Below are 23823 nucleotides of genomic sequence, written 5' to 3'. Positions count from 1 at the left end.
ATAAAGCTATTCAGGCTGGGTCAGTGTCTCTGTTCTTTGACAAGTTAAAGGGTTTATATTATATCGTTAAAAGTTTTGCCAACAGATGGGTGGGCCTTAATAGCATTGATAATCATATTGTGTAGTTTTGCCTCGATTTTATCCAGTGCATCTTGACTTACTCGATTGAATTTCAGCCCTGGACGCAATGATAGGCACTTGGCCAAAATGAATTTCTTAACGTGCGATTCGCATATAAGGTTGTTGTTCATAGGCTTTATCCTTTAAGTATATTTAATCAATATGGCTTCGGCGATACTGTCCTGCATATCTTGTATCCGCCGCATCACTTCGTCACTTGTGTTCATTTTAGTTGCCCTTGCGATGTCCTGATTGTTAATCTCCTGCCGCCGTCTCAATTCTTTCAGGTTGTATTGCATCAGGAACGGAACCCAGTTATTGTTAACCATAACTTTCCCTGCTTTACTTACAACTACTCTTTTTCCTGCTTATAACCGGTCAAGTCGCCCCAATCGCAAACCCTGCAACCTCTTTTTTCCTCGATAAGCCGCCTTGCTTCTGTTTCATTTTTTACCTTTGCGAACTTATTCCTCGGCGACGTTGAGTATATCCGCGGCTTCGAAAGGGGTATAATCCTGCGCACAGAAAGAGTCAATAAGACCCTCTACAGAAGTGCCGAGCGTCGCCACGACAAAACCCGTAGGGCTGAGGACATCAACGCTTCGGTGTTCTCGGCGGGCTGCCCTCGCAGCATTTTTAATCGCTGCCTTTTTGGTGTGAAACTCCATAAGTCCATCTTTGGGAGTATCATAGCCGTAAAGTCCTGTGCCGCTTTTTCCACTGTGTTTGTGCTTGTATCTCATCTTTTATCCTTTCTAAAAAGTTTTAATAATGTTTCAAACAAAGCCCTGTGCCGGAGTCGAACCGGCGAACCGTTCAGGGCCGGTATTTATAATGATTTTAGCCACTCTAATTCTTCAGCGAGTCGCGACAGATTGACGTCGCTTGAGCCATAATCGTGGCAGTCCGTATTGATGTTGGCTAAGTATGCCGTTAGATTCCGCCAGCGATTTCGAGTCGGTGATTTATAATCGAGAGTCATTACCTTTTTGTGCAAATCTTTGCGCAAGGTGTTTATCCGCAGCAACATGGTATCGACCTTGTTTAGTGTAGTTTCCATTTTTTAATCCTTTCAGTACCTTGTTAAATATCCCCGCCGGCGTGCCGGAACTGCTAAGTAAACCGGCAGCACCAGCGGGATTAAAGTTTTGTGAATTTGTTAGCAGTTTTTAACTTTTCAATTCTTGACTATATATAGTATCGGCTGTTTTTGGTGAAAATACAAGAAAAATCTTTTGATTTTGTGAAAATAATTTGACTTGGCAGAAATATATGGTATAATTGTATATATGTTAGGTAGTTACGTCAAATAGATTTTTTGAAAAGGTACTAAAATGTGGGATTATTCTGTTGAGTACTTTGAAAAACTCAAGCAAACTGGAACTATTCGAAGAAAACTGTTTGCAGGTATTGCAAAATGACAAAACCGCAAAATCAGCCTAAAAACAACATATCAAAGGGGTGCCAAGCACACTCCAAAACCAACCTGAGCGATTCTGGAGCGAAAAAATCACCGAAGAGCACAAACTAACCGGGAAACAAGAGTTATTTGTAGCTGAGTATGTAACTAATGGCTTTAATGGCGTTAGGGCTGCAAGAGCCGCAGGTTATGGACAAAAAAAGGGGAAAAAACCCTCAGAAAACTACCTAAACCAAATAGCTCGAAGCACTCTACATAATAGTACAGTTAAGGCCAAAATTGACGCAATAAAGGCACAAAGGGTGGAAAACATCGGCTATACCCGTGAAAAAGCCCTTGCAGAATACGATGAAATACGCCTCTTGGGTCTTAAAAAGCCACAATCCGCAGGCCATTTATCGGTAGCTGCCACGACGGTTAAGGGTAAGGCCCGTTTATACGGATTAGACCTCGACCACAGCGAGACGGATGTATATGTTGGTAGACGGCCCGAAGAGGTGCGTAAAGAGGCTGTAGAGGCATCTAAGGCACGAATTAGGGCTATTCAGAGCGGGGTGCGAGAAGGAGACGGATGAGTACGAACCAACCGAATCAGACAGGCTGGGGGAGGGCCTTGACGGGTAAGGTATGTTGTAATTCTATACCCTCAACTTTAACTTTTTGGCAAATTAGCTCATTCTGTCATAACTATATACAGGACAAGGACTTACGCAATAATTTATGATAATGCCTTATGAGAGTGATTTACAGCCTGTAATTACTCGTGAGATATTTGATTTGATATTGAAGGACAGGTCGTGGCAGGTTGATGAGATAGCGCGGTGTATGGAGGAGCCGTGGTATATGATAGTTAATTACTGTTATACGATTAGGAAGGACTCTACGGGCAGTTATGTGGAGCGGGTTCCTCCTAAGGAATATCTTAGGATGATAGCTCAGGACTGGTTTGAGAATTCCAAGTATGCTTTGAGTAAGAGCAGGCAGTTAATGGCGACTTGGTTAATGATTGTTCTTCATTTAAGGGAGTGTATGTTTAGGGAGAACTTTACGGTATTTTGTCAGACGAAGAAGGAGGAGGATGCCGATGCCGAGATGATACAGCGTGCGGCGTTTGTTTGGAGGGAGTTGCCTATCTGGTTAAGGCGGTTTAATATGGGTCGGTATAGTTATACGGAGTTTGAGTTTAACAAGACAAAGTGTTTTATGAAGGGTATTCCTTCTGGGGCTGACCAGATACGTTCACATAATCCGAATTGTTTATTGAGTGATGAGATAGCTTTTCAGAACGAGGCTGAGGAGAGTTATACGTCGGCTTTGGCGTGTTGCCAGAGGATTACTTTAGTTACGAGTGCGAATCCGGGCTGGGCCGATGATTTTTATCATGACCGTATGAATTAAAATATGACAGAAGTTTCTAAAACTTGGTGTCCTTCTCATCAGGGCAATATGTTAAAGACGGGTTTCTTTCACCGTTGGGTGGGTTATTATGACGACCCTGCAAAAGATTCCGATTGGGTGGCTAAGGAATCTCTACAGTACGGTGGGGTTAATTCTGCCAAGTGGCGCAGGGAGATGGAGGGCGATTGGAACATCTATGGCGGTCAGCGTGTTTGGCCGATGCTATCTCGGACTTATCACAATCTTACTGTTATTTTGGATGAGAACTGGGCCATTTACAGAATTATAGACCACGGCATACGTCATCCTACGTGTTGTTTGTGGTGTGCTATAAATCACAACGGAGATAGACACTTTTATAAGGAATACTATGCTACTGACAAGAGTGTGGCTATAAACTGCCGCCAGATACTATCTATGACGCCGGAGAAGGAACGGGTGATTAAGAACGTCATTGACCCTTCTACGAGAAAGCGTGTGAATTATTTAACCTCTGCTGCCGCTGCCGATAAGAAGGGATTATGTAGGTTAGTTGATTTGTACGAGGAGAACGGTTTGCCTTGTGATTTGGCGGATAATTCCGCCGCGGGATATGATAAGGTTACTGATGGATTGCTTTCACAACTTGCGAGATACGCTTTAAGAACTGGTGATATGCCTCAATATCTATTCGAGATGAAGGTCAATCAGGAACAACTATTGATGCTCGCTGCGAAACCCGCTATATCTTTTGACTTGAGAAATGTTAGTCGCGCTTTTAATGAGACCGAGAATCTTCGCTGGCAGGAACTTAGTGGAGATATGAGCCAGAGAAGTGAACCTGAAAAAACGGTCGATGTCGCTGATGAGGGGCCGGATTGTGTAAGATATGCGATTCAAAGCGAGTTGTGTTGGCGTAGACCTTATATTAAATTCGAACACGGTTCTTATCGTGACGAGTTAATTAAGAGACGGATACGAACTGGTAATAAAGCATATAGAAAGTGGGCGTAATGGCAGAGATTGAACCTATTGATGAATTAAATCTTCCTGGAATAACCCCTGACCAGAAGAAGGTCTATGAGTTATGGCAGAGTAATATAAAACGCGCCAAGAAAGCGCAACCTGCTGCTTATTGGGAACGGGCAAGAAATAGGTATAAAGCTGAATGTGAAGACCCAGCCTCTGACGATATTCGTCCCTTCGTAAATGACCTTCGTAAACAACACGAATCTTCGATGGCCTTTCTTGACCAGCAGGAACCGAGTTTCAAGGTTTCGCCTGCCGATGGTTGGACTGGCGACCCTATGTTTACCAAGATGGCTGAATGTGATGCTGCGTACTTAAAGTACGTCTGGCGAGAGCAAAAATGCCAGAAGGCCGAGAGCAGGAAACTTAATAGTGCGGTACTGGTTAATAATGGTGATACGTTAATTCGTTTCGATGTCAAGAAATGGATGCCTACATTAGAATTTGTTCAACCTGATAATATCTTAATAGACCCTGACTGTAACGGGATTATAGAAAAGGCTGGATGGGTAGGGTATTTCGAGGACATTCCCCCGGAGGAGTTTAGAAGTTGGCATAAAGATATGCCGGAGATTCAATACAAAGAAATTCTAAAAAAGGCCGGTTCGGTACTTGAGAAAAAAGACCAACCCGATGATGCTGAAACTGCCAATTCTTTCAAGGCGGTACGGATTTATCATATATTCGCTAAAGATTCTTACGCGGTTCGCAAAGAAAAAGAAGGCGGTGATGATGAAGTCCTAAATAAGTTACTTGCGGAACAACTCCAGTTGGATACTCCTCGTAAATATCTTCAATTCGTAGACGGTTGGCAGGCCGCGGTAATCGACCAACCTCAATGGCAGTTCGATTTAGACCACGATGAATTTCCGATAACACACCTACAGTTCAATCAGGATAATGATTCTATATATGGGTTTACTGATTATCAACAGATGTCACGTCTTGAGGAAGAAAAAGACGAAGTAATTAAAAATATAGGCGTGGCTTGTTTTTGGGCTTCTATTCAGAAGTTTATAGGCAAAGATACTGAAATGATTAGTCCTGAAAATCTCAACGACTGGCTCAATAAGGCCGAAACCGCATATCTTGGCGGCATGGTTGACTCGGAGGGTAAGCCTAAACTTTTATCGGTTCAACGAGGTCAAATAGACTTGGCTATGATGGAAGGTTATAAACTTCTTCACGACCAATCCAAAGAAGCGTCCTCAATGAACGAACTTATGGCCAATGCTGATATTCAGGCCATGAAGGACGTTACCGCCATAGGTATTAGAACCGCCGATTCAAATATGCACCAACGAGTCAATAGGCGATTAGGCGGCCCGTGGGGATACGAACAAAGTATTACTGAAGACGCGATTAAGATGTTAGAGGTAGCACACCAGTTCGTACCGAAACTTTCCAGCGTATCGAGGGGCATGAAGGACTTCCCTTTAACTGACCAAATGACAGGTGCGCCGCAGATTGACCCTTTGACTAATATGCCGATGACGGAACAAAAGGAAGATATTCAAGACCTGCCGTGGCCGGAAGCTATGCAGGCGATTTCAGAAGGCGGTACATTACTCAAACTCGGCGTCGATGCAATAGTCGGTCAGGAACTTGCACAGTTCTGGTCATTTGAAGTCCCTCCCCAGCAGTGGAGATTAAGTACAAAAGTCGCAGTAGAACCCGGAACTACTCGGTCTATAACTAAAGAGCAGCAGACCGCGGTGATGAAACAGTTATATGTTGAGGTGTTTCAGCCGTTCTATGAAGCCACTGGCAGATTGGATTTATGCAGGGAGTTTTTGGAGATGATAGGTCGTCTTTCAGGTCTTCCTGGCGTTGACCTACTCCTGCCTAAAGGTGAGGAATTAAAAGGCCAATTATTAGAACTCCAACAGGTTAAACAACAATTTCAGGAATTTCAACAACAGGTTGCTGTAGAAAAAATGCAGCAGGCGGGCAAGGATGTCCAGACCCAGATAACCGTTGCCCAAGCAAAGGCAGATTCTAAGGAAAATAAAAGTACGGGAGAATCTTCGTAATGGAGTGCAGGAAAAATTTAGTAAATGGTTATTGTGACAAGGTCTGTAAACGAGTACCAGAAGTATTCTGTGAACTCGCTTGTCAGGGTAATTGGAAAGAGTATCGCAGGAAACGTATCGACCCCGTGATAAATAAAGTTGAATTAACTTCGGAACAAAAATCTAACCCTGATTTAGTTAGCGTGATAATTTGTTGTGATGTTGACGATGCTAAGTATCTCAAGAAAACGGTAGAAAGTATTAAGGATAATGCTGTTGGCAAAATAGAAGTAATTGTTATGTGTGATGATTGGCACAGAAACGACCCTCCTAAATATGATTATACGTTACGAACAGGAATAGAATGGGAAAATGAAGTAAATAGATTCTGTATGCTTAACCGAGATTGGGTAATTCAACGTGTTGCGACTGATAAAAAAGGTTTGCGCAATTCCTTGAATTTTGCTGTCAAGAATTTGGCTAAAGGTAAATACATCGCCAAACTCGATGCTCATTGCGCAATGACTCCAGAATGGGACGTTAGAATAAAAGCATCGTGCGTTGGTGATGTGGTGGCGGCCCCCTGCATAGACCGACTTGACGAATTAACGTGGCAGGGCAATGACGCGGATATGTCATTCGCTACTATAAACGGTAATATGCGTATGGACTATATTCATCCGTATTCCAATATAGACGCGATGCCTTTGGAGTGTGAGGCAATTTGTATCACTGGATGTTGTTTTATGATGGAGAGGGATTATTATCTTCGTCTCGGCGGTTGTGATGAGTCTTTGGGCGTGTGGGGTGCGTTAAGTACCGAATGGTCACTAAAGACGTGGCTCACTGGAGGGAAGATTTTACTACGAACTGATGTGGTTTGTTCGCATTTATTCCGAGAAAAGACGCCATTTACAATAGATAAGTTCAAATTAGAGAACGCTTTTCGTAGATTGTGTGAACAATGGGTTATGAAGATAAATAATCCCTTAAAACAAACCAGAGATGCTTCGTGGTTAGTGACTCATTTCTCATATATCAACGGATATGATATTCCTATGTTCGGATTAGGCGGCGGCGGTCAGACTATAAGGCCGAAGGATTGGGAGTTCTTAAAAGCCTTTATTAAAAACAACGACATTAAAAACGTTCTTGAATTTGGCGCGGGAAAATCAACCTTGATGTTCGACCAGTTGGGATTAAAAGTAACTTCAGTCGAAACTATCCCACATATAAGAGATACAGTAAAGAGTCTTTTATCCGGCAATTCGGAAGTTGTATTGTCTGATTTCTTTACTGGTTGGGAACAGAATGATTTGATATTTATAGACGGCCCCGCCGGTGGAGAAAATAGAGAAGATAACTATAAAATTGTTTCTGAATCTAATACAAGATTCATCGCCTGTCACGATGCCCACCGTGAATGGGAAACTAAGTGGATTGAAAAGTATTTTGGCGGCTATAAAGAAATCGCCTGTATGGACGACCGAAGAATAAGGATATTTGAAAATGCCTCTGTACGAGTTTAAGTGTAAAGGCTGCGGTGATATTACCGAAGAGTACAAGAATATGTCTTCTAAATGCAGATATATTAAATGTAAGTCCTGCGGTGGTTCTATGGTAAAAATAATATCACGACCGAATCTTATTACCGATACTAACTTTGGGTATACTGGCAAGTTCGACAGCCGTCTTGGGGGTGGAAAGATAGAAGGAAGACAGGATTTCTGGAACAGAGTAAAGGCAAAAGGCTTACAGGAAATTGATATTAAGTCTTTAGAGAATCCGTCTACGATGGAGGAACGACTTAAAAAGTGTCCGTCGATAATATAGACAAAACATTGCTATTGAATCAACTTGGTGATAAGGTAGCAGAATTGATTAAGGAAGTTTATCCGAATCTGTATGGTTCGGTGAAGTTTAATTTCAAGAAAGGTTCTTTTTGTAATCTGGAAATAATTGAACACATAGAAAAGAAATAGTTTTTTAAGGTAGTCTGAACAACAGAACCCTTGTTTCAGTCCCGACAGTCGGGATTGGCAGGGGTTTTTTATTTTGAGCCAAGCAACCCTCGAAAGAGGAGTAATGGCAGATAGGGAACATTATTATGGCAGACGGACAAGTAACCGAACAGATAGTAGGTACAGAAACCGCAGTAGAACCCAAAGAAACAATAGAAACAATGGGCGATGCTTTCGAGACAGAAGAACAAAATTTAGAAGTAGAAACTGGTCAAAAGGAAGTAGTAGAACAACCAACTGTTACGCAGGAACCGAGCGTTGATTGGTCTAAATATGGTTTGTCAAATCTTTCAGGAAAATCACCGGAGGAGATAGCGAATTTTCTGAAATATCAAAACCGTATCTATGGCAAACAACAGAATGAAATCGGTGAAATGCGCAAAAAGTTGGCGGAATTTGAGTCTAAATCGCAAATGACAAGTCCTCAATCCACGGAAGTCAAAGCGCAAATGGCTGATATGGATGAACTGGAACTTGCTTATTTTGCCGAGGCGTTCAATAAAAATCCACGTTCTGCGTTAAATAAATTACTAAAGGATTCTATTCTTCCAGAACTTATGCCTGAAATTTTCAAGCAGGTTAAGGAGAAATACGACCCGGTAATAAAAGAGACTTCCGAGAGTTTGGCTGTGAAGAATGAGTTTGTGAGCTTTACGAGAGAACACCCTGATTACAGACAGTATGAAGACGTAATGAAAGAACTTATGACCGATGCTTACCTCGGTGATAAGTTTGAATTTAACGAAGTTTATAAACTTGCGGTAATGGCGGACAAGGAACAATCCTTGTTCAACGAAACCTGCAAGTTGATGAAACGCGGCTTGCTGTTTGATGAAGCTAAGGATTACGCATCTCTAAGAAAAAACGCAATACCATCTGCACAGGCCAAAATAGACCAGATTAAAAAAGATGTTACGCAAGCCGCAATGGGCGGCAAGCGCACGACAACAAAACAGGCGGCATCCGAGTCTAAATCAATGACTATGGACGATGCCTTTGGTTCTGATTAGGAGATTATATTATGGGTTTAAGTGCAGCAGCAACAGCACAGGGAATGGCTACTCGACACAGGAAGTCAATCGAAGCCGTTGTGGCGCAATTAGTGGAAGTAAATGCCCTACTTGCGAAAATGATTAAAGGAAACAAAATTAAATGGAATGGATACGGTACTTACGCAGAGTGGTACGTCCGCAAACTCGAAGAAGAAGCATCGTGGCAAACCGGACAACTCGGAACACGAACCTTTGAGGAAAAGGATTGTATAGCAAAGTGCGAAGTTCCGTACTGTTTCACATCCAAGACATACGGTGTATCGGAAAAATCTATCAAGACTAACCGAGCAGCCGGTAGTGAGAAGATTTACGACATTCAGAAAGAAAACGCTATGGTCGCCCAGTCCGCTATATACCGTGCGATTAAAAACGCGTTGTTCTCTAATGGCGCAAGCGCTCTTTCTCCAGTGGGCCTTGCGGCTATCATAGGCGATGCCTACGAGTCAACAGCTTCTACTACCATAACTGCCCTCAAGTCCTATGCAGGAATAACACTTACTACTGCTGGTGTTTCTGCTTATAACGCCTCGTATGCGACTATGGGTTTTGATAATAAGTATTGGTATCCCCACGTTATTAGTACTGGAGAGTGTCCCAATAAAGACGCTTCTACTCCTGCGTGGTCAACAGACGCTATCTACGATTTGGAATGGCTTGCTAATAATATGATGCGTTCAGTTGATGTATCGGGTACGGGCAAGGTAATCAAACCGGATATGGCCTTCGTAGGTACAGACCCGTGGAACGCATTGATTAAGTTGCTCACCAAGAGCCAGTTGACTTACAACATTCCACTTGGAACTGCGGCAAAAGAACTTGCTAACTTCCCGTCAGTAAACGTCTCCGGCCTTGATGTTTTTTGTGACGAAAGCACGCCCGATGACGTCGGTGCTAAAGAGCGCGCGTTTGTGTTTGATTCCAAAGCCTTCTATATCGACACTCTTAATACTAAGAGTGAAGGTCTTATTGAAGGTGAGTGGAAGGGAAATACCGACCCTGAAATTATCGGTGGATACGGTGTTTACAAGAGCAATATGGCTATTGTTTGCGAAACGCCTCACGCAGTTGGTGCGATTCTCGGCTGCAATGACTAACTAAAAATTCTAATATAGGAGATTTGTTTTATGGCAAATAGTAAATTTCAACCGAATTGCGGTATACCCATCGACTTCGAGGGGTTTCTTGGCGCACGTTGGCCGAAAGATGTGTTTTATTTCTCCGATGACTTTATCGGAAATAATTCAACGGCAAGTGCTGAACTTGGTACTTGGCTTTCAACTTTAGTGGCTCAGGCCGCTACAGGAGTGTCTGTTGTAGACGGAACTTCTGGCTCGCAGGATGAGACCGGCGGTATCTTGGCGATAACCACCGAGGCGACTGCTGGCGACGGTGAGAACCTTCAGGTCAATGGTGCTGCGTTTCAAATAAAAGCCGGTTATCCGCTTTATTTCGAGACAAGGATTAACCTAAAAGACGTATCAAATTCTAAGGCGTTTATCGGGCTGTGTATCCCTGATACGGCGATTCTCGCAAGTGCCGTTGACGACATAGGTTTCCGTATAGCGTCCGATATATGGTACTTCCTGACCGAACACGCATCTACTGAAAAGACTACCGATATTGGTATCACCGAAGCTGACGATGACTGGATTAGACTTGCTTTCTTTTATGATGGTGCTGATACGGTAATAGCCAGTGTTGATGCCAATGACAAAGGTGAGTTCACCGAGATTTGCAGTCGTAAATTGAGTGTTGCTACGGATTACGTCCCCGACCTGATTATGATGACTCCGAGTATCGAGTTTACTTCTGACGCTACTGCTTCAGCAGAAATAATGTGGGTTGATTATGTATTCTGTATCCAACAGAGATACCACGAGTAATAACATTTTTATCCTTTCGCCGGAGGCAGATATTTCTCTGCCTCTGGTGAGTGGGTTTTTATAAGGAGATTTTTATGAAAAAGAAGATTTTGGGCATATTGCTTTGCCTTTGCCTTTGCCTTTGCTTCGTAAGTATTTGTTTTGCTGGAGATATTACCGAACTGGTACTAAGAGGTGCTGGCGGTAAGTATTTCGCAGGCGTAAATAAAGATGGACAACTTCAAGTAGATGCTTCGATTCAATCAGCATTAGCTTATGCTTCGACCAAAGGCGATGCTTATAGTTGGACTACCGGCACGGCTAATATAGATGCTACCGATTGCGCGCTGTGTGTCATAAACCGTTCGCGGACACGGTATTTGGTTATTTCAAAAATGTATGTTTACACCGATGTTCCAACTGCTATTCCGGTATATTCTCCTGCTGCTGCAACGTGGGCAGGTACGGCTATAACAGGAGTGAACTTGAATAGAACATCTACGCTTACTGCCGACGCCCTTGCTTATCGTGACGAAACTGGCAACACGCAGGCCAATCTTGTAGTTAATCTCCAAACCAACGAAACGACTACTGACGAGTTCGGTATTGACTACGATTTTCAGGATTCTGTGATATTGGGTTACAATCAGGCCATCGCAGTTGACTTGACCGAAGAGAGTGCCGCCTTCAACGTAACGATTATCGGATATTATGTGGACATTGAGTAATAGGAGAGAATAATTATGAAAAAGTTAGTATTATTCAGTTTGGTTCTCCTGATAGTGTCTATATCTTTTGCCGCATCGACTACGACAGAAGCGGTTATAAAAGACGGTCAGGGAACTACCGAAACAATAACGATTAACAAAGATGGTCGATTACTAATAAATGCCGTGAGCAAAACTAAACTTAATGAAGCATCATTAAAAGGTGATTCGTATAGCTGGACGGCTGTTAGTGAGGATTTGGCCGCTGCTGGTACGGCTTTGTGCGTAGCCAATCAATCAAAGACAAGGAAACTTGTTATTGACAGTGTTTATGTGTGGTCTGATGTGCCTACACAGGTTCAGGTTCACGCTACTGCAAATTACACTTGGGCCGGAACGGAAGTAACCGGTGTCAACCTAAATAGAACATCAGCAAATACTGCCAATGCCATTGCGTATACTAACGAATCTGGCAATACACAGGGCAGTATTATTATAACCAAAACTACTAACGAACTTGCAACTGACCAATTTTCTATTAAGTGCAATTTGGATGGTGCGATTATCCTTGACTATAATCAAGCGATAGCGGTTGATTTGGTTGCTGATAGTGCGGTCTTTAAGTGTACCATTGTTGGGCATTACATTGACTAAAGGACATATTCTCCGCCTATGTGTAAAAGCATAGGCGGGGATATTCCCTCTATATGAAAAAACTTATCCTATTATTGTTTTTGATTACCTTCCTTGTTAGCGGAGTGTGGGGTGACAGGGTCAAAATAAGAAAGCTTCCTGATTACGTTGTTACAGGCAGCTTAACGCCCGATGCGACCGGTAATTATTATTATACAGGAATTGTAAATGGCAAACCGTATTATCGCAGAGGTATTGATTCGTGGTTCATTTGGCGAAGCGAGGTAAATAATACCTGGTGGATTACAACTACCTTGGCTTCAATAAGCGGGTATCGCTGGACTCGTGTCAATACAGAGATTGTCGGAAGTTATGTTGCAGAAGGTGGTGCAACAGGGACGGCTACCGTTACTGCGTATGGTGATTAATATGAAAAAATTGATTGCGAAAACTCCGGCGGTGCAGATTAAACTGCACAGGAGAGCGGAATTTGAGTTGTTAGATGATGACGAAAGGGTGAAAAAATGAAAAAAATTATCATAGTTTCGATGTTAATTTTGGGTTTGTTTTGCAGCGGCCTCGTGCTGCAAACAGCGAGTGAGTTTTTCTTCCCCGGCTTGGTTGCGGCATCTAACGCGCCTTCATATGTAAGGCTAATCGCACCTTATTGCTGCGACGGCGTTAGAGACGATGCCGAGATTCAGCAGGCTATAAGCGATGCCAACGAAGGCGACTACTACGTCAAACTTTCTACGGGTACGTTCAATATACGAAGCTCCATAAAACCTTTGAGTAATACATCTATGTTGTCAGAAACGCACAAGACCATAATCAAGAAGCCAGCATCAAAAAGGTCGTTATTGACCGTTGATGCTGTCGCGGCAGAAGACCACATACATATTACTGATTCCAATGGATTTTTGGCCGGTGATGAAGTATTTATCAGGGCGGATAACAAAACAGGTTGGAGCACGGAGTATCATACTATAACTTCTGTTGCAGGGAATATCGTGTATGTGACACCTGTCATAGATGACACATACGCCACTGCTCAAGCAGCCGTTTTGTCTAACGAGTTTCCTGCTATACGGATTGGTAAATATACCGGCACAGATTCTTGCAACAGGGACAATGTTCAAATAAAAAATATTACCCTCGATGGCAACGCAGCCAATCGGGCGGATGATGTTATAGGCGAAAGCAGAAATGCTTTAGTCTGGATTTCCGGTAAAACCGCAGGAAGCACGACAAACGTTACAATCTCTAATATGCGGCTGATTAACGCCACAAGTGCTTCCTTTGTGACGGTTAACGGCAAACATATTTTTGTAAAAGACTGCATAAGTCAAAATTCCGGCACTGCTCAGCGAGGGTTTGAAGTGGCCCATTCGTCAAGTGATGTATCATTGACGAATTGCCACGAAAGCGGCAGTGTGTATGGTATGTATTTCTGCGAAGGTACGGCAGACGTAATTGTATCTGCGTGTTCGTTTGTCGACAATACTTCTTACGCCGTTTGTGTACAAACAGATGATAATTTTCTTTTTAATGGCTGTGTATTTGCCAACGCAGGGCTGGCGTTGGTTTTCAGTAACAACACTCTATCAAGAGGTATATTTAGTGGCTGCGATTTTAGAGGCACGGCAGCAGGGGCACGAACGATAACTATAGGCAGCACAAGCAGGTATATATTTACCGGCTGCAATATCGTCAAGGGGGCAGCCCAGGCAAATTACAGCACTGTCTACTTGAACTCGCCAAACAACATAATAACAGGCAACTACATCGGCCATGAATATGTATCCGGCACGGGTGCTGGTGTTGAATTGACTGCGAACGCCGCAAATTGCGTAGTTACCGGCAATCTTATAGACGATGATGGTGGAACTGCTATAAGTGATTCCGGTTCAAATAACCTGACTGTCACTGCCACCGACGGCGATGCGCTCAACACTGTAAAGTAAGAGGTTGAAAATGAAAAAACTATTTATACTATTTTTGTTTTTGTTGATGTTTCTGCCCCTCTTTGCAGTAAACGAAATCGAAATAGGGTACGAATCCGGCCATACACTTTATACGACTGTAAGAAGGTCGTCTGATACATACATCTGGAACGTGGCGGTTGGTGGATGGCGGCCTGCTATGGACGCGAATGTTACCGACTATGATATAGCCTGTTCCGATGCCAATATGGATAGTTACTTTTGTGATTTTCCGGTAGGCATTACCAATGCGGGTGTTTATACGGTCAGGGGATATTTGCAGAATGGAGCTTCGCCAGCTACAAGCGATATTCTAATAGCTGGACCCTCAGAAATTGTATGGTCCGGGACTGTCGAGATAACTAATTACACAATGTGGGCCGAGGCCAACAGTACCGATTCAAATATGACCAATATCTACAACATCGTTAAATCCGGTGGCACGGGCGACCCGAATAAAATATGGGATATTGTAAAAGATGCCAATGGAAATATAACCCTTACTCAAGCCGATGTTGCTGCGGTTCACGTCCACGCAGGCACAATCGAATCTTACACAGACCCGAATAATTTCTTAACAGGGCAGGAAACCGCCGACATTTTCGTAACGACATGGGACGATAATTCAGTAATGGGAGCGGTGATAGTAGCAGATACTAATGAGTTACAACAGGAATGGGCCAATGGGGGCAGACTTGATTTAATTCTTGATTCCATCGCCAGCGATTCAAACGATATGCAGGAAGATTATTTAACTCTTTATAATAGAATATATGATATGTGGCTTGGTCAGGGCACTGGAGGTAACTGATGGCTAACGAATTATCAGTTTCATATTTACTAAATAAAACTATCTATGCAATAGTACGAAGGCAGTCTAATGCCTATATATGGGATGTGGGTGATTCCGCACTTGAAGCAATAGGAACGTGGAACGCTGCACGAATAGACGAATGTGATATACCACTAACTGATAACGGCGGAGGTCTTTATTCGGAAGATTTTCCCGTTTTATGCACTACGGCGGCAACTTATCTTGTTATCTATTTTGAACAGTTAGGTGCATCTCCGGCGACTACCGATAAAATCGTAGGTCGGAGTACGATTGTCTGGAATGGACAAACTGTAAGTACGACTCCGAGTGCCGGAAGTGGAAAGACTTTAGCGGAACTCAAAACAATCTGCCAATATAACGGTTGGAGTGATGGTACGACTGCGGGAACGGCAGAATTGGCTAACTTTATAAACTTTACAATTAGTATGTTGTCTCAACTTGCACCGTGGCCGGAGTATAATCACGTTGACGGAACGGTGACTTTTTCTGCTTCCGATGACCAACAGACCCTTACTGATACTGGAATTATAAGAATAGGTACAGTAATTCGTACTGACAGGGCATCACCCTTAGAGGAATGGTCTTTAGATGAACATCTTTCAGCCTCTAAATATCACGCCGGAACTGGTCCTCCAAACAATTATGCTTTAAGGCGAGGTACGGCCTCTGGTTTGATTGCGGTTGATATGTATGTCTATCCTAAGCCTTCAGCTTCGACTACGTTGTATTATACTTATCAGTCTGAACCTGCGTGGCTAACGAATAATACCGACGAAACAGACTGGCCTAATAATAGATTATGGCTTTTAATTGACGCACTCAAGACGAGACTGGCATCGGCAGATAGAGATTCTGGCGGGGCGGCAATGTATTCAAATGACTTTATGGCAAAAGTAGGTCGTGCCTTTAACGCGGCAAGGCCGAGTTATATGCCGGTAGTGGCAAAACCTTTAGAATGTATAAGACCCGGTAAATGGAAACTTAGAGATATAGAAAAGGAGATAATATCGTGAAAAAGTATGTTTTTGTAATTGTGAGTTTATTCTTAGTTGCTGTTTGCGTAGCTGCGGTAACAACGAGTATGGGCATAAATCTAACCATAAGCGGACTTGGAAATAACACCATAAGCTACAGTAAGAGTTTTAGTGCTACTGAACCTGACGCCGTAACACAACAGTATCGCGTTCTTGACACCAATGGAACAAGCGAGGTGGTGGCGTTGGGTGACGTTAACGCTATTACTGGTATGGTACTGGCTTGTATAGATGACAGTGACCCTAACACCAATGGTGGACTGGCGGTGGATTGTAACTACGTTTCGTCTTTTACCGAAGATTTTAGAATTTTAGAAGGTGAGGCCGCCTATTTCAAACCTTCTGGAATAGTAAGGGTTGTTGGCCCAAATTCCACAGAAAGCCCGATTTATGAATATGTCGTGTTCGGAACAAGGTAACAATGCCTGTCATCAATCAAAAAATAGATTCTTTTCTCGGATTGAATAATTTACTCAATCCTTCGTCTGCTGAATACAGAGAAGGAATGGCATATAGGAGTCTATGCGCCAGAATAGACGAAAAGGGTTTATGGTCTGCACAGCAATTTATGTCCGGCGTGGCAAATGCTCCGTCTGTAATCGCATCGCCTACGGGCGGTGGCAATTACCTTAAAAGTCTTAACGTAAACGGCGTAGAGAAAATCGTAAATATGCTTGTCAGTGTAAGTTGTGATGTAGGCCCGAACAAACACATCTATTCAACAAACGGAAGTTATCTTAAAAACGTGGCAGGCAATGTAGTAGCAATGACAAGGCCTTCCGTTCCTACGGCGGTAACTGACACGACTGCGGCATCTCGGGCGCAGGATGGTACATATTATTATATGTGTACCTATTACGATACGGTCTATTTAAGAGAGAGTTTGCCTTCTCCGGTAGACTCGGCTGACTTAGATACCACTGGAGCGCAGACTAACATTAAGATTACTCCTGCTGGAACTATTCCTGCAAATTGCAAAGTGCGTATTTATCGTTCCAAAAGAACAAGTTCTAATGATAACGAATACAATGCTACGAATATATTCTATTTCCTTACTGAACAGGCTTCAAATGAGGTTTATTATGATTATCTTCACGATACCGAAATAGAAAACTCCGAATATGAAGGCCGCGGAACAGACCCAGTTACGGCACTTGGCGGGGTTCCTGATTATCTGATTAGTTTTAATAACCGGATGTTATATTTCAGAGGAAATGTCCTCGGCTGGTCGAGTGCCGGTAGGCCGGAAGAAGTTGCTAAAAATTATACTATATCTTTCAACAGTAAGTCTATCGAGTGCAAACCTAAATTAAGCATAGGTCTTTACGCAGAAGCCAAATATGAAATATCAGAATTAAGGGGACATAAAGTTCTGGCTGCTTTCCCGTTGGGTGGGAAGTTGTGGATTTGGACTGAAACTATGATGGGCTGTCTCGAACCTACTAATAGATACGAGGGTTATAAATTTTATCTCGCTTACGAAGGAGTAGGAGTAACGAGTGATAAGGTATTATCTTTGTCACCTTATGGATTATTCGGGGCGGATTATCAGGGCGTATGGCTCTTTACTGGTACTGGTAGACCTAAACGATTAACTGATAAAAGAATAAATCTATTATCGGGTCAGGATACTACTTTTTCAACCACAGATTTTGCAAATAGTTTTGGTTGTTACGTTCCTGCTCTTAATGAATTTTGGTGGGGTGTATCGGGCAAAGTATTGGCATATCAAGCTGATAGGGATATTTTTGTAGGCCCGTATAACTATTCGATAGATAGCGGTTGTATGATACCTTCTGGTACTATAGGAACTATGAGGGCGCATAATTACTTTACTGGAGGTTTAGCACCTAATCCCACATTAAAGACTTCGGTACAGCAAATTCTTGAATTCTGGCTTGGTCAGGCTACATTAACGACTATAAAAGACCAAGTTATAGTAGAGGTTTTACATTCACAGACTCCGGGCGCAGCGGTACTATTAGATTTATACCAAAATAGCATTACGTCAACAACTGGTGCGACTTCTCCTATTCAGATAAGTTATGTCTCGGTTTGTGGTAAGGTACTCGGAAAGTCAAGTGGAAGATTTTTTATGGTGAAAGTGACCTTGCCGACTGCGGGCGCGCCGATAGCTGCGATAAACTATAAATATAATCCGGCAGGAGATACTTTAGGATGAGTAACTGGACAGAGGTTATAGAATCAGCAAGTGACGAAGAACGTCAAAAGGCTTTTCAGGATGGTGTTGGCGGATATGGCGGCAATGAACAGGACGACGAAGTAATCAGACCTATTGTTATGCCAAGCAGTGAATCGTGATAATATCTAAAAATGTAAATCTTGCTCACGGGTTAATTAACGCTATCGACCCTTCTTCGCCTTCTTACCCAGAGGGGGCTGCTTACGTTAGCACCAACAGCCGGATAGATGAGAATGGAACGTGGAACAAAGGGCCTTCTCTAACCTATACTAAAATATCAGGTGATGATGAGAGAAGTGCCAGTGGAAATATCGTATTAGGTTCAAATAACAAAGTTTTTGTTTGTTCGGGCGGATTAGTCACAGGAGGAAAAGGTGGTTTGGTTTCTCCGCCGTCTATTTCGGTATCAAAATCTGGTTCCCTCATTGGTGCGCGTCAGGAAAGTGGTATCTATTTTTATATGGGTATAAACGATGATGCTACTTACAATCTTGAATCTTTACCGTCTGCGGTAGTGGAACATTGGATAGGTAAGCAATATGATACTACCGATGTGAGAGTTGCGGATGTTCCTGTTCTTTCTGGCGCTGTTAATACAAAATGGTATCGTTCTACAGTAATAAAAGCCAAGAAGGGCGATACTGTCCAACTTGGTAATTTATTTGAACTTAATTTTTACTATCTTGGCAAGGGTGCGACTTGGAACGATTATGCTAATGATAACGAAATAGCTAAACCAGAAAACCTTTACCGTGGCAGGGGTTCTTTCAGGCCAACTACAGGAATTGACGCTATCGGTTCTATAAATAACCGAATGTTTTACTTTGTTGATAATATCGCTTATTTTTCGAGTTCCGGTAGGCCAGAGGAGGTTCCGCAGGAATATACCCTTACCATAAATCACACTTATAGCAGTGGTATATGGACTACCGGAACATTCAAGGAACAATTAACTATCGGTTCAGGGGGAAGTTCTGTACTTACCCGAAAACCGTTACTTGATAGTGGACTAAAAGCCGCTTGTAAAATGCCGATTATGGAACTTATCGGAAAAACGGTAATAAGGGCGGAAAATATCAACGGTAAGCTATGGGTATTCACGGCTGATTCCATAGGGTATATTTCACCAACTGATGTTGAAGGTTTTAGATATACCCACGTTGCCGAAGGATTTGGATTGTGCAGTGCGTGGACTTTAGCATCAACTCCTTATGGGGTATTCGGTGCGGATAGTAAGGGATTGTGGTTATTAACTGAATTTCCACGAAGATTGAATCTTGGAAAGATTGACATATTCGATAGCAGCAAAGATACTTACTTCAATCCCGCCAATCTTGGTTCGAGCAGAGGTGTTTGGGTGGGCGAATTAAACGAATACTGGTGGTCTTTGTCTGGTAAGCAGATAGTCTATCAAGCCGATAAGGATAGATTTGTAGGATGTTATAATTTATCGGTAGAGTCTAAAGTGGCCTATGTTAGCGGATTATATCAGCAGCATTTAGTTAGGAGTGGGAATACTCCGATTCTCGATAGCAGAAGTGGTACACAAACTCTTAAATTCTGGCTTGGGCAGGAAAGTGGCGGTGTAGTAAAACAGGAATTAGATATAGACGTTTTATATACTGGTATTACGAATGGATATTCCGTTACTGTTTCGATGTACCAGAATCAAAGGGCGAGCGAAACAAGTGCTATGTCGAGCACGGAATGGTTACATACTGACGCTGATTTAGTGGGAAAGTTAAAGCCCATAAATTCCGGTCGATACTTTGAAATATCACTGTCCGTTCCGGCTGCTTGTACTGCGCCTATTTCGGGTATAGTTTATTCCGCTTTGGGTGTGGTTAGGCGGGAGAGGGCGTTGAGATAATGGAAATAACCGATGAATTTATAAACGCAGTTGCCGTCAGACTTGAGGAACGTGCGATTTACAAGGTTAACGGTGTTAAAGGTATAGACACCGAATCTGTCAGAGGTAGTCTGGTCGGGCCGATGCCTGAAATGGCCAGTGATGAGAATAAATTAAAAGAACTAAAAGAACTAAAAGAAAACATTCTTGACGAGGTATCTAAATCAATCGAGGATGCTTTGAGTGGCATTAAAAACATAATGATGACCGATGGAGATGTTTATAATATCTTAAACGAATCAGTTATGAATTATTCTTATAGAGCAGGCAATATAGAAATAGACGAGGACAAGGGTCTTGCTTTTGATGAAAATGGTAAATTGTATGTAAATTTGACAGCTTCAAAGGGTCTTGCTTTTGATGAAAATGGTGCAATATATTCTACTCTGGATGAATGTTAAATGGCTACTACCATATATGGTTGCGTGACATATCCATCTACGATAACATTCGACTTAGCTGAATACGCATGTTTGTCGCAGTCAGCCTGTATCAACTGGACAGGTGAACACGCTGGTATGGTTGCCCTCACTATTGATTCGTATAATGAAGACTGCGAAGATACATATTATGGTTGTGTAGACTGGGGGACTGGAAAGTTCGCGGTCACAATACCAAATACAAATATATTTATTGCGACTAATCCAACTGCCGGAGCGGATATTTGGAAGCTCGATATTGCCAGCGAAGCTACCGCAGTTTGGTCTGCGGATACATTGTACAATTCCTTATCTTATGTAAGCGAGGCGGGAGATGCCAATAAAATTTATAGTTGCATACTGCCGCATACCTCTACAGCCGATGACGAGCCTGGTACCGGCGTAAATTGGGAGACTTATTGGAGGCTTCATACATGCGTTTGGAAAAGTGTTACCCATGTCACGTATCTTAATGGCGGGGTTGCGGATTCGGATGGTAATATTTATGTAGCGGGGCTGAGGTCGGATAGTAAAACTATATGGAAGTTAAACAGCCGCGGCGGCTTAGACTGGTCGTTTGATATTGGGGCAGGAGGAAATTTATATGGTATTGCTATAGACGCTAATGATAATATTTATGTGGTAGGCAGTTTGGTAGTAGAGTCTGAAATAGTGGATACCGTATGGAAACTGGACACGAACGGTAATTTACTATGGTCTTATAATACAGAGGTTTCTCTTCTCTGTGTAGCCGTGGATTCAGCAGGCAATGTTTATGTCGGCGGGCCAGTAAATTTAGAAAGCAATAAAAACGTATGGAAACTGGACACGAACGGTAATTTACTATGGTCTTACAAAACTGGGACAGGACGAGGTGAGGTTGCTCTCGGACTTGCTGTCGACACTGACGACAACGTTTATGTAGCGGGGGATAGAGTTACTGATACTAATGATGAAGAAAACACTGTTTGGAAACTAAGCAGTTCGGGAAGTATAATCTGGGGCTATGACACGGGAAATCCAGAAGAATCTTTGATAGATATTGATGTAGATTCAGCAGGCAATGTTTACGTGGCGGGGCCGGAATCAGCTATTGGTCACACGTGGAAATTAAGTAATTCAGGAGGTCTTGTTTGGGAGGTCTCTGTCGGCGGGAATGTTGTAAACGTTGATGCTGATGATAGTTTGGTGGTGGGGGGGATAAACGGCGGTGTTTGGAAACTCGATAGTGCAGGAAATAAAGTCTGGGAATATATTTCGGAAGCATACGCTCAAAGTGATATTGTTACAACCAACTTGTGGAAAAAACCTACTGGATATAACGATGCCGATAATTTGTGGGTCAACGAAATAGCTGCATATGATGGCAGTTTGTTATCTTCTGCCATAAGCTCTTGTGAGGGGACTTGGAGCAGTTTTCTTGAATTGCTAATCACTCCTGACACGTATGATAAAATTCGATTCCAAGCGGTCTTCGAAGGAGCAGGTAGTCCGATAGTAGACATAGACGTTTACTATGACGGTGACTGGCACGATATTTATCAGGGGGAATTTGCACAATCGGAATGGGTTGAAAAGAGTATAGCGGCTGGGCCGCTTGTTTCAAAAGCACGTATTCGTTTTTCTTCTTCTAATACTGCCGATATAAAATTAAATGAGATTGATTTTCGTATTTCAAATGTCTGTGTAATAGGTGTGCAGGCAGACCCACTGAATACTATATCGGTTCAAAAAATTAGCAGCTGTTGCGGTACTATCTGGGGTCAGCATACAGATTATGAGTCAGGAGGTATAGCTTTAGATATTGATTCTAATGTATATGTCGCGACTGTGGCGGAGGGATATAATTTTACAAAGTTTGACGGCTGCGGCAACTTTCTCTGGGAGATTTATAATGGTGCAGATGCACGTGGTGTTGCTGTGGGTGCTGACGGGAATGCTTATTTTATAATACAACCATTAGAAGTACCACCCACTGACGCCGCCATTCGGAAAATAGATAATTCGGGCAATCCGCTTTGGGATTATTCTATTGATATAGACCCCTTCGGCATTGCCGCCAAGGGGGCCTATATCTATGTAGCAGGTACATTAGTCGACAATATAAACGTAATAAAGCTCGACTTTGACCATAATGAAATTTGGACTGCTAATACAAAGAGTACCGTTAATAACGCCGTGGCCGCGGATTCCGCGGGTAATGTTTATGTGGCAGGTAATCGCGTGTATGACGGCGGCAGCTGGAAAAGTGTTTGGAAGTTAAATAGCTCTGGAAGTATATTGTGGAGTTATGATACAGGAGACGATGCGTATGGTATTGCAGTTGATGAAGAAGGGAATGTTTATGTAGCAGGAGCTAACAGTGATTTGAAGAGTGTCTGGAAATTAGACAGTTCAGGAAGCATAATTTTGCCTTTTCCTTTTAATACTGGGTCTGATACATACAGTATTGCAGTAGGCACAGATGGTAATGTGTATGTAGGAGGCTACGAGTATGTTTGGGTGTTGGATAGTTTAGGCGTTTTAAGCTGGAGCTTTCGTGCGGGCGATGTCGTGGTGAGAGGTATAGTTATAAATGACTAAAAACCTTTGTAATCGAATATCCCAACCAAAATTTACGCCTGAGCAAATTGCTGATTGCCGGAAGTGTAGGGATATATCAGCTAAAAAAAGATGGTGTTGCCGTTTTGGTTGCTGGGTAAAAGAAAGTGACGGAATAATACAACCGAATAGAAAGATTGCAAAACCGTTTCCCAGAAACAAGGTTAGACCCGTTGATGCAGATTCTTTGAAGATTAACTATGATAAAATAGTAAAAGAACGTAAAAGCCTTCCCGCAGTAACCGGCGGGCAGTTTACGATTGTCAATTTTGAAGATTATAGTACCAAGAGAAAGCAATGTTACGATTGTGATGAGCCAAGCTGCTCTATCTGGAGGGGTTGTTGCGGGTATAAAAGTTTGATATATAAAGAAGTAGTTTGTCCAAAAGGAAAATAATATGTCGTTAAAATACTATGGTAGTAAAACAATGCCAAATAGGGCGGGATATTTGTCAAACACAGACCCTTTAAGGTCGATGTCCGAAATAGCACCGTCAAGTGGGATAGTGCCGGTAGGGAGCCATGCCGACCCGTATGCGATTATAGACTATTACACTGAATTATACAACCAACAGCCATTAACTTACAAAACAGACCCCATTACAGG

Annotated in this window: 26 protein-coding genes; 23 read left to right on the top strand and 3 right to left on the bottom strand. The window is 42.6% G+C overall.

The features are described from left to right. Positions 1 to 263 precede the first annotated feature (263 nt). From WC441_04945 to WC441_04935, 3 genes are all read right to left on the bottom strand, one after another. Positions 264 to 449: a hypothetical protein gene (locus tag WC441_04945; GenBank protein MFA5163832.1), complete on the bottom strand. Its 186-nt coding sequence runs from the start codon at positions 447 to 449 to the stop codon at positions 264 to 266. 135 nt (positions 450 to 584) lie between these two features. Next, complete coding sequence (locus WC441_04940) at positions 585 to 863, bottom strand: hypothetical protein (protein ID MFA5163831.1); 279 nt, start codon at positions 861 to 863, stop codon at positions 585 to 587. An 86-nt stretch (positions 864 to 949) separates the two neighbouring features. After that, positions 950 to 1180 carry a hypothetical protein gene (locus WC441_04935; protein ID MFA5163830.1) on the bottom strand — a complete coding sequence of 77 codons (231 nt, stop codon included), beginning with the start codon at positions 1178 to 1180 and terminating at the stop codon, positions 950 to 952. 401 nt (positions 1181 to 1581) lie between these two features. Between WC441_04935 and WC441_04930 the strand changes: the two genes are divergently transcribed. The 23 genes from WC441_04930 (at position 1582) to WC441_04820 (ending at position 23613) form a co-directional block, all read left to right on the top strand. After that, on the top strand, positions 1582 to 2115 hold the full coding sequence (locus WC441_04930) for a terminase small subunit (protein ID MFA5163829.1): 534 nt from the start codon (positions 1582 to 1584) through the stop codon (positions 2113 to 2115). A gap of 319 nt (positions 2116 to 2434) precedes the next feature. Beyond that, complete coding sequence (locus tag WC441_04925) at positions 2435 to 2938, top strand: hypothetical protein (protein MFA5163828.1); 504 nt, start codon at positions 2435 to 2437, stop codon at positions 2936 to 2938. Between the two features lie 3 nt (positions 2939 to 2941). Continuing rightward, complete coding sequence (locus WC441_04920) at positions 2942 to 3931, top strand: hypothetical protein (protein MFA5163827.1); 990 nt, start codon at positions 2942 to 2944, stop codon at positions 3929 to 3931. Further along, complete coding sequence (locus WC441_04915) at positions 3931 to 5979, top strand: hypothetical protein (GenBank protein MFA5163826.1); 2049 nt, start codon at positions 3931 to 3933, stop codon at positions 5977 to 5979. The genes WC441_04920 and WC441_04915 overlap by 1 nt, the downstream gene beginning before the upstream one ends. Then, on the top strand, positions 5979 to 7487 hold the full coding sequence (locus WC441_04910; GenBank protein ID MFA5163825.1) for a hypothetical protein: 1509 nt from the start codon (positions 5979 to 5981) through the stop codon (positions 7485 to 7487). The genes WC441_04915 and WC441_04910 overlap by 1 nt, the downstream gene beginning before the upstream one ends. Beyond that, on the top strand, positions 7468 to 7791 hold the full coding sequence (locus tag WC441_04905) for a zinc ribbon domain-containing protein (GenBank protein MFA5163824.1): 324 nt from the start codon (positions 7468 to 7470) through the stop codon (positions 7789 to 7791). Before WC441_04910 ends, WC441_04905 begins: the two co-directional genes overlap by 20 nt. After that, positions 7773 to 7940 carry a hypothetical protein gene (locus WC441_04900; GenBank protein ID MFA5163823.1) on the top strand — a complete coding sequence of 56 codons (168 nt, stop codon included), beginning with the start codon at positions 7773 to 7775 and terminating at the stop codon, positions 7938 to 7940. The genes WC441_04905 and WC441_04900 overlap by 19 nt, the downstream gene beginning before the upstream one ends. A 125-nt stretch (positions 7941 to 8065) precedes the next feature. Continuing rightward, positions 8066 to 8989: a hypothetical protein gene (locus WC441_04895; GenBank protein MFA5163822.1), complete on the top strand. Its 924-nt coding sequence runs from the start codon at positions 8066 to 8068 to the stop codon at positions 8987 to 8989. Between the two features lie 11 nt (positions 8990 to 9000). Beyond that, a complete protein-coding gene (locus WC441_04890) occupies positions 9001 to 10125 on the top strand; it encodes a hypothetical protein (protein MFA5163821.1) in 1125 nt (374 codons plus the stop codon). Between the two features lie 30 nt (positions 10126 to 10155). Further along, a complete protein-coding gene (locus tag WC441_04885) occupies positions 10156 to 10914 on the top strand; it encodes a hypothetical protein (GenBank protein MFA5163820.1) in 759 nt (252 codons plus the stop codon). A gap of 74 nt (positions 10915 to 10988) precedes the next feature. Continuing rightward, positions 10989 to 11621 (top strand): hypothetical protein, encoded by a 633-nt coding sequence (locus tag WC441_04880; GenBank protein MFA5163819.1) that lies wholly within the window; start codon positions 10989 to 10991, stop codon positions 11619 to 11621. Positions 11622 to 11636: 15 nt separating this feature from the next. Further along, a complete protein-coding gene (locus tag WC441_04875; protein MFA5163818.1) occupies positions 11637 to 12254 on the top strand; it encodes a hypothetical protein in 618 nt (205 codons plus the stop codon). Positions 12255 to 12307: 53 nt separating this feature from the next. After that, a complete protein-coding gene (locus tag WC441_04870) occupies positions 12308 to 12661 on the top strand; it encodes a hypothetical protein (GenBank protein MFA5163817.1) in 354 nt (117 codons plus the stop codon). 96 nt (positions 12662 to 12757) lie between these two features. Beyond that, positions 12758 to 14197 (top strand): right-handed parallel beta-helix repeat-containing protein, encoded by a 1440-nt coding sequence (locus tag WC441_04865; GenBank protein ID MFA5163816.1) that lies wholly within the window; start codon positions 12758 to 12760, stop codon positions 14195 to 14197. 10 nt (positions 14198 to 14207) lie between these two features. After that, positions 14208 to 15026 carry a hypothetical protein gene (locus WC441_04860; GenBank protein ID MFA5163815.1) on the top strand — a complete coding sequence of 273 codons (819 nt, stop codon included), beginning with the start codon at positions 14208 to 14210 and terminating at the stop codon, positions 15024 to 15026. Positions 15027 to 15112: 86 nt separating this feature from the next. After that, on the top strand, positions 15113 to 16063 hold the full coding sequence (locus WC441_04855; GenBank protein ID MFA5163814.1) for a hypothetical protein: 951 nt from the start codon (positions 15113 to 15115) through the stop codon (positions 16061 to 16063). Beyond that, the gene (locus WC441_04850) at positions 16060 to 16503 is read left to right on the top strand and encodes a hypothetical protein (protein MFA5163813.1); all 444 of its coding nucleotides are present in this window, start codon (positions 16060 to 16062) and stop codon (positions 16501 to 16503) included. The genes WC441_04855 and WC441_04850 overlap by 4 nt, the downstream gene beginning before the upstream one ends. A 2-nt stretch (positions 16504 to 16505) precedes the next feature. Continuing rightward, positions 16506 to 18266, top strand: a complete 1761-nt coding sequence (locus WC441_04845) for a hypothetical protein (GenBank protein ID MFA5163812.1) — start codon at positions 16506 to 16508, stop codon at positions 18264 to 18266. Then, positions 18263 to 18406 (top strand): hypothetical protein, encoded by a 144-nt coding sequence (locus WC441_04840; GenBank protein MFA5163811.1) that lies wholly within the window; start codon positions 18263 to 18265, stop codon positions 18404 to 18406. Before WC441_04845 ends, WC441_04840 begins: the two co-directional genes overlap by 4 nt. Then, positions 18403 to 20157, top strand: a complete 1755-nt coding sequence (locus tag WC441_04835; protein MFA5163810.1) for a hypothetical protein — start codon at positions 18403 to 18405, stop codon at positions 20155 to 20157. Before WC441_04840 ends, WC441_04835 begins: the two co-directional genes overlap by 4 nt. Then, positions 20157 to 20597, top strand: a complete 441-nt coding sequence (locus tag WC441_04830) for a hypothetical protein (protein MFA5163809.1) — start codon at positions 20157 to 20159, stop codon at positions 20595 to 20597. Before WC441_04835 ends, WC441_04830 begins: the two co-directional genes overlap by 1 nt. Positions 20598 to 20714: 117 nt before the next feature. Further along, positions 20715 to 23198, top strand: coding sequence for an SBBP repeat-containing protein (locus tag WC441_04825; GenBank protein MFA5163808.1), 2484 nt, complete (start codon positions 20715 to 20717; stop codon positions 23196 to 23198). Then, positions 23191 to 23613 carry a hypothetical protein gene (locus WC441_04820; protein ID MFA5163807.1) on the top strand — a complete coding sequence of 141 codons (423 nt, stop codon included), beginning with the start codon at positions 23191 to 23193 and terminating at the stop codon, positions 23611 to 23613. Before WC441_04825 ends, WC441_04820 begins: the two co-directional genes overlap by 8 nt. Positions 23614 to 23823: the final 210 nt, after the last annotated feature.

This window comes from Patescibacteria group bacterium (assembly GCA_041651355.1).
Taxonomy (GTDB): domain Bacteria; phylum Patescibacteriota; class Patescibacteriia; order Patescibacteriales; family UBA12465; genus JAPLVX01.
Note: the sequence above shows the minus strand (reverse complement) of the source record. Positions and strands in the feature narration are given on the sequence as shown.

What these genes read in the sequence shown, in the direction of transcription:
- WC441_04895 (MFA5163822.1), top strand. Translation starts at nt 8,066, where the DNA reads ATGGCAGACGGACAAGTAACCGAACAGATAGTAGGTACAGAAACCGCA.
- WC441_04945 (MFA5163832.1), bottom strand. Translation starts at nt 449, where the DNA reads ATGGTTAACAATAACTGGGTTCCGTTCCTGATGCAATACAACCTGAAA.
- WC441_04875 (MFA5163818.1), top strand. Translation starts at nt 11,637, where the DNA reads ATGAAAAAGTTAGTATTATTCAGTTTGGTTCTCCTGATAGTGTCTATA.
- WC441_04910 (MFA5163825.1), top strand. Translation starts at nt 5,979, where the DNA reads ATGGAGTGCAGGAAAAATTTAGTAAATGGTTATTGTGACAAGGTCTGT.
- WC441_04845 (MFA5163812.1), top strand. Translation starts at nt 16,506, where the DNA reads ATGCCTGTCATCAATCAAAAAATAGATTCTTTTCTCGGATTGAATAAT.
- WC441_04885 (MFA5163820.1), top strand. Translation starts at nt 10,156, where the DNA reads ATGGCAAATAGTAAATTTCAACCGAATTGCGGTATACCCATCGACTTC.
- WC441_04830 (MFA5163809.1), top strand. Translation starts at nt 20,157, where the DNA reads ATGGAAATAACCGATGAATTTATAAACGCAGTTGCCGTCAGACTTGAG.
- WC441_04840 (MFA5163811.1), top strand. Translation starts at nt 18,263, where the DNA reads ATGAGTAACTGGACAGAGGTTATAGAATCAGCAAGTGACGAAGAACGT.
- WC441_04905 (MFA5163824.1), top strand. Translation starts at nt 7,468, where the DNA reads ATGCCTCTGTACGAGTTTAAGTGTAAAGGCTGCGGTGATATTACCGAA.
- WC441_04935 (MFA5163830.1), bottom strand. Translation starts at nt 1,180, where the DNA reads ATGGAAACTACACTAAACAAGGTCGATACCATGTTGCTGCGGATAAAC.
- WC441_04825 (MFA5163808.1), top strand. Translation starts at nt 20,715, where the DNA reads ATGGTTGCCCTCACTATTGATTCGTATAATGAAGACTGCGAAGATACA.
- WC441_04860 (MFA5163815.1), top strand. Translation starts at nt 14,208, where the DNA reads ATGAAAAAACTATTTATACTATTTTTGTTTTTGTTGATGTTTCTGCCC.
- WC441_04890 (MFA5163821.1), top strand. Translation starts at nt 9,001, where the DNA reads ATGGGTTTAAGTGCAGCAGCAACAGCACAGGGAATGGCTACTCGACAC.
- WC441_04920 (MFA5163827.1), top strand. Translation starts at nt 2,942, where the DNA reads ATGACAGAAGTTTCTAAAACTTGGTGTCCTTCTCATCAGGGCAATATG.
- WC441_04880 (MFA5163819.1), top strand. Translation starts at nt 10,989, where the DNA reads ATGAAAAAGAAGATTTTGGGCATATTGCTTTGCCTTTGCCTTTGCCTT.
- WC441_04940 (MFA5163831.1), bottom strand. Translation starts at nt 863, where the DNA reads ATGAGATACAAGCACAAACACAGTGGAAAAAGCGGCACAGGACTTTAC.
- WC441_04820 (MFA5163807.1), top strand. Translation starts at nt 23,191, where the DNA reads ATGACTAAAAACCTTTGTAATCGAATATCCCAACCAAAATTTACGCCT.
- WC441_04915 (MFA5163826.1), top strand. Translation starts at nt 3,931, where the DNA reads ATGGCAGAGATTGAACCTATTGATGAATTAAATCTTCCTGGAATAACC.
- WC441_04865 (MFA5163816.1), top strand. Translation starts at nt 12,758, where the DNA reads ATGAAAAAAATTATCATAGTTTCGATGTTAATTTTGGGTTTGTTTTGC.
- WC441_04870 (MFA5163817.1), top strand. Translation starts at nt 12,308, where the DNA reads ATGAAAAAACTTATCCTATTATTGTTTTTGATTACCTTCCTTGTTAGC.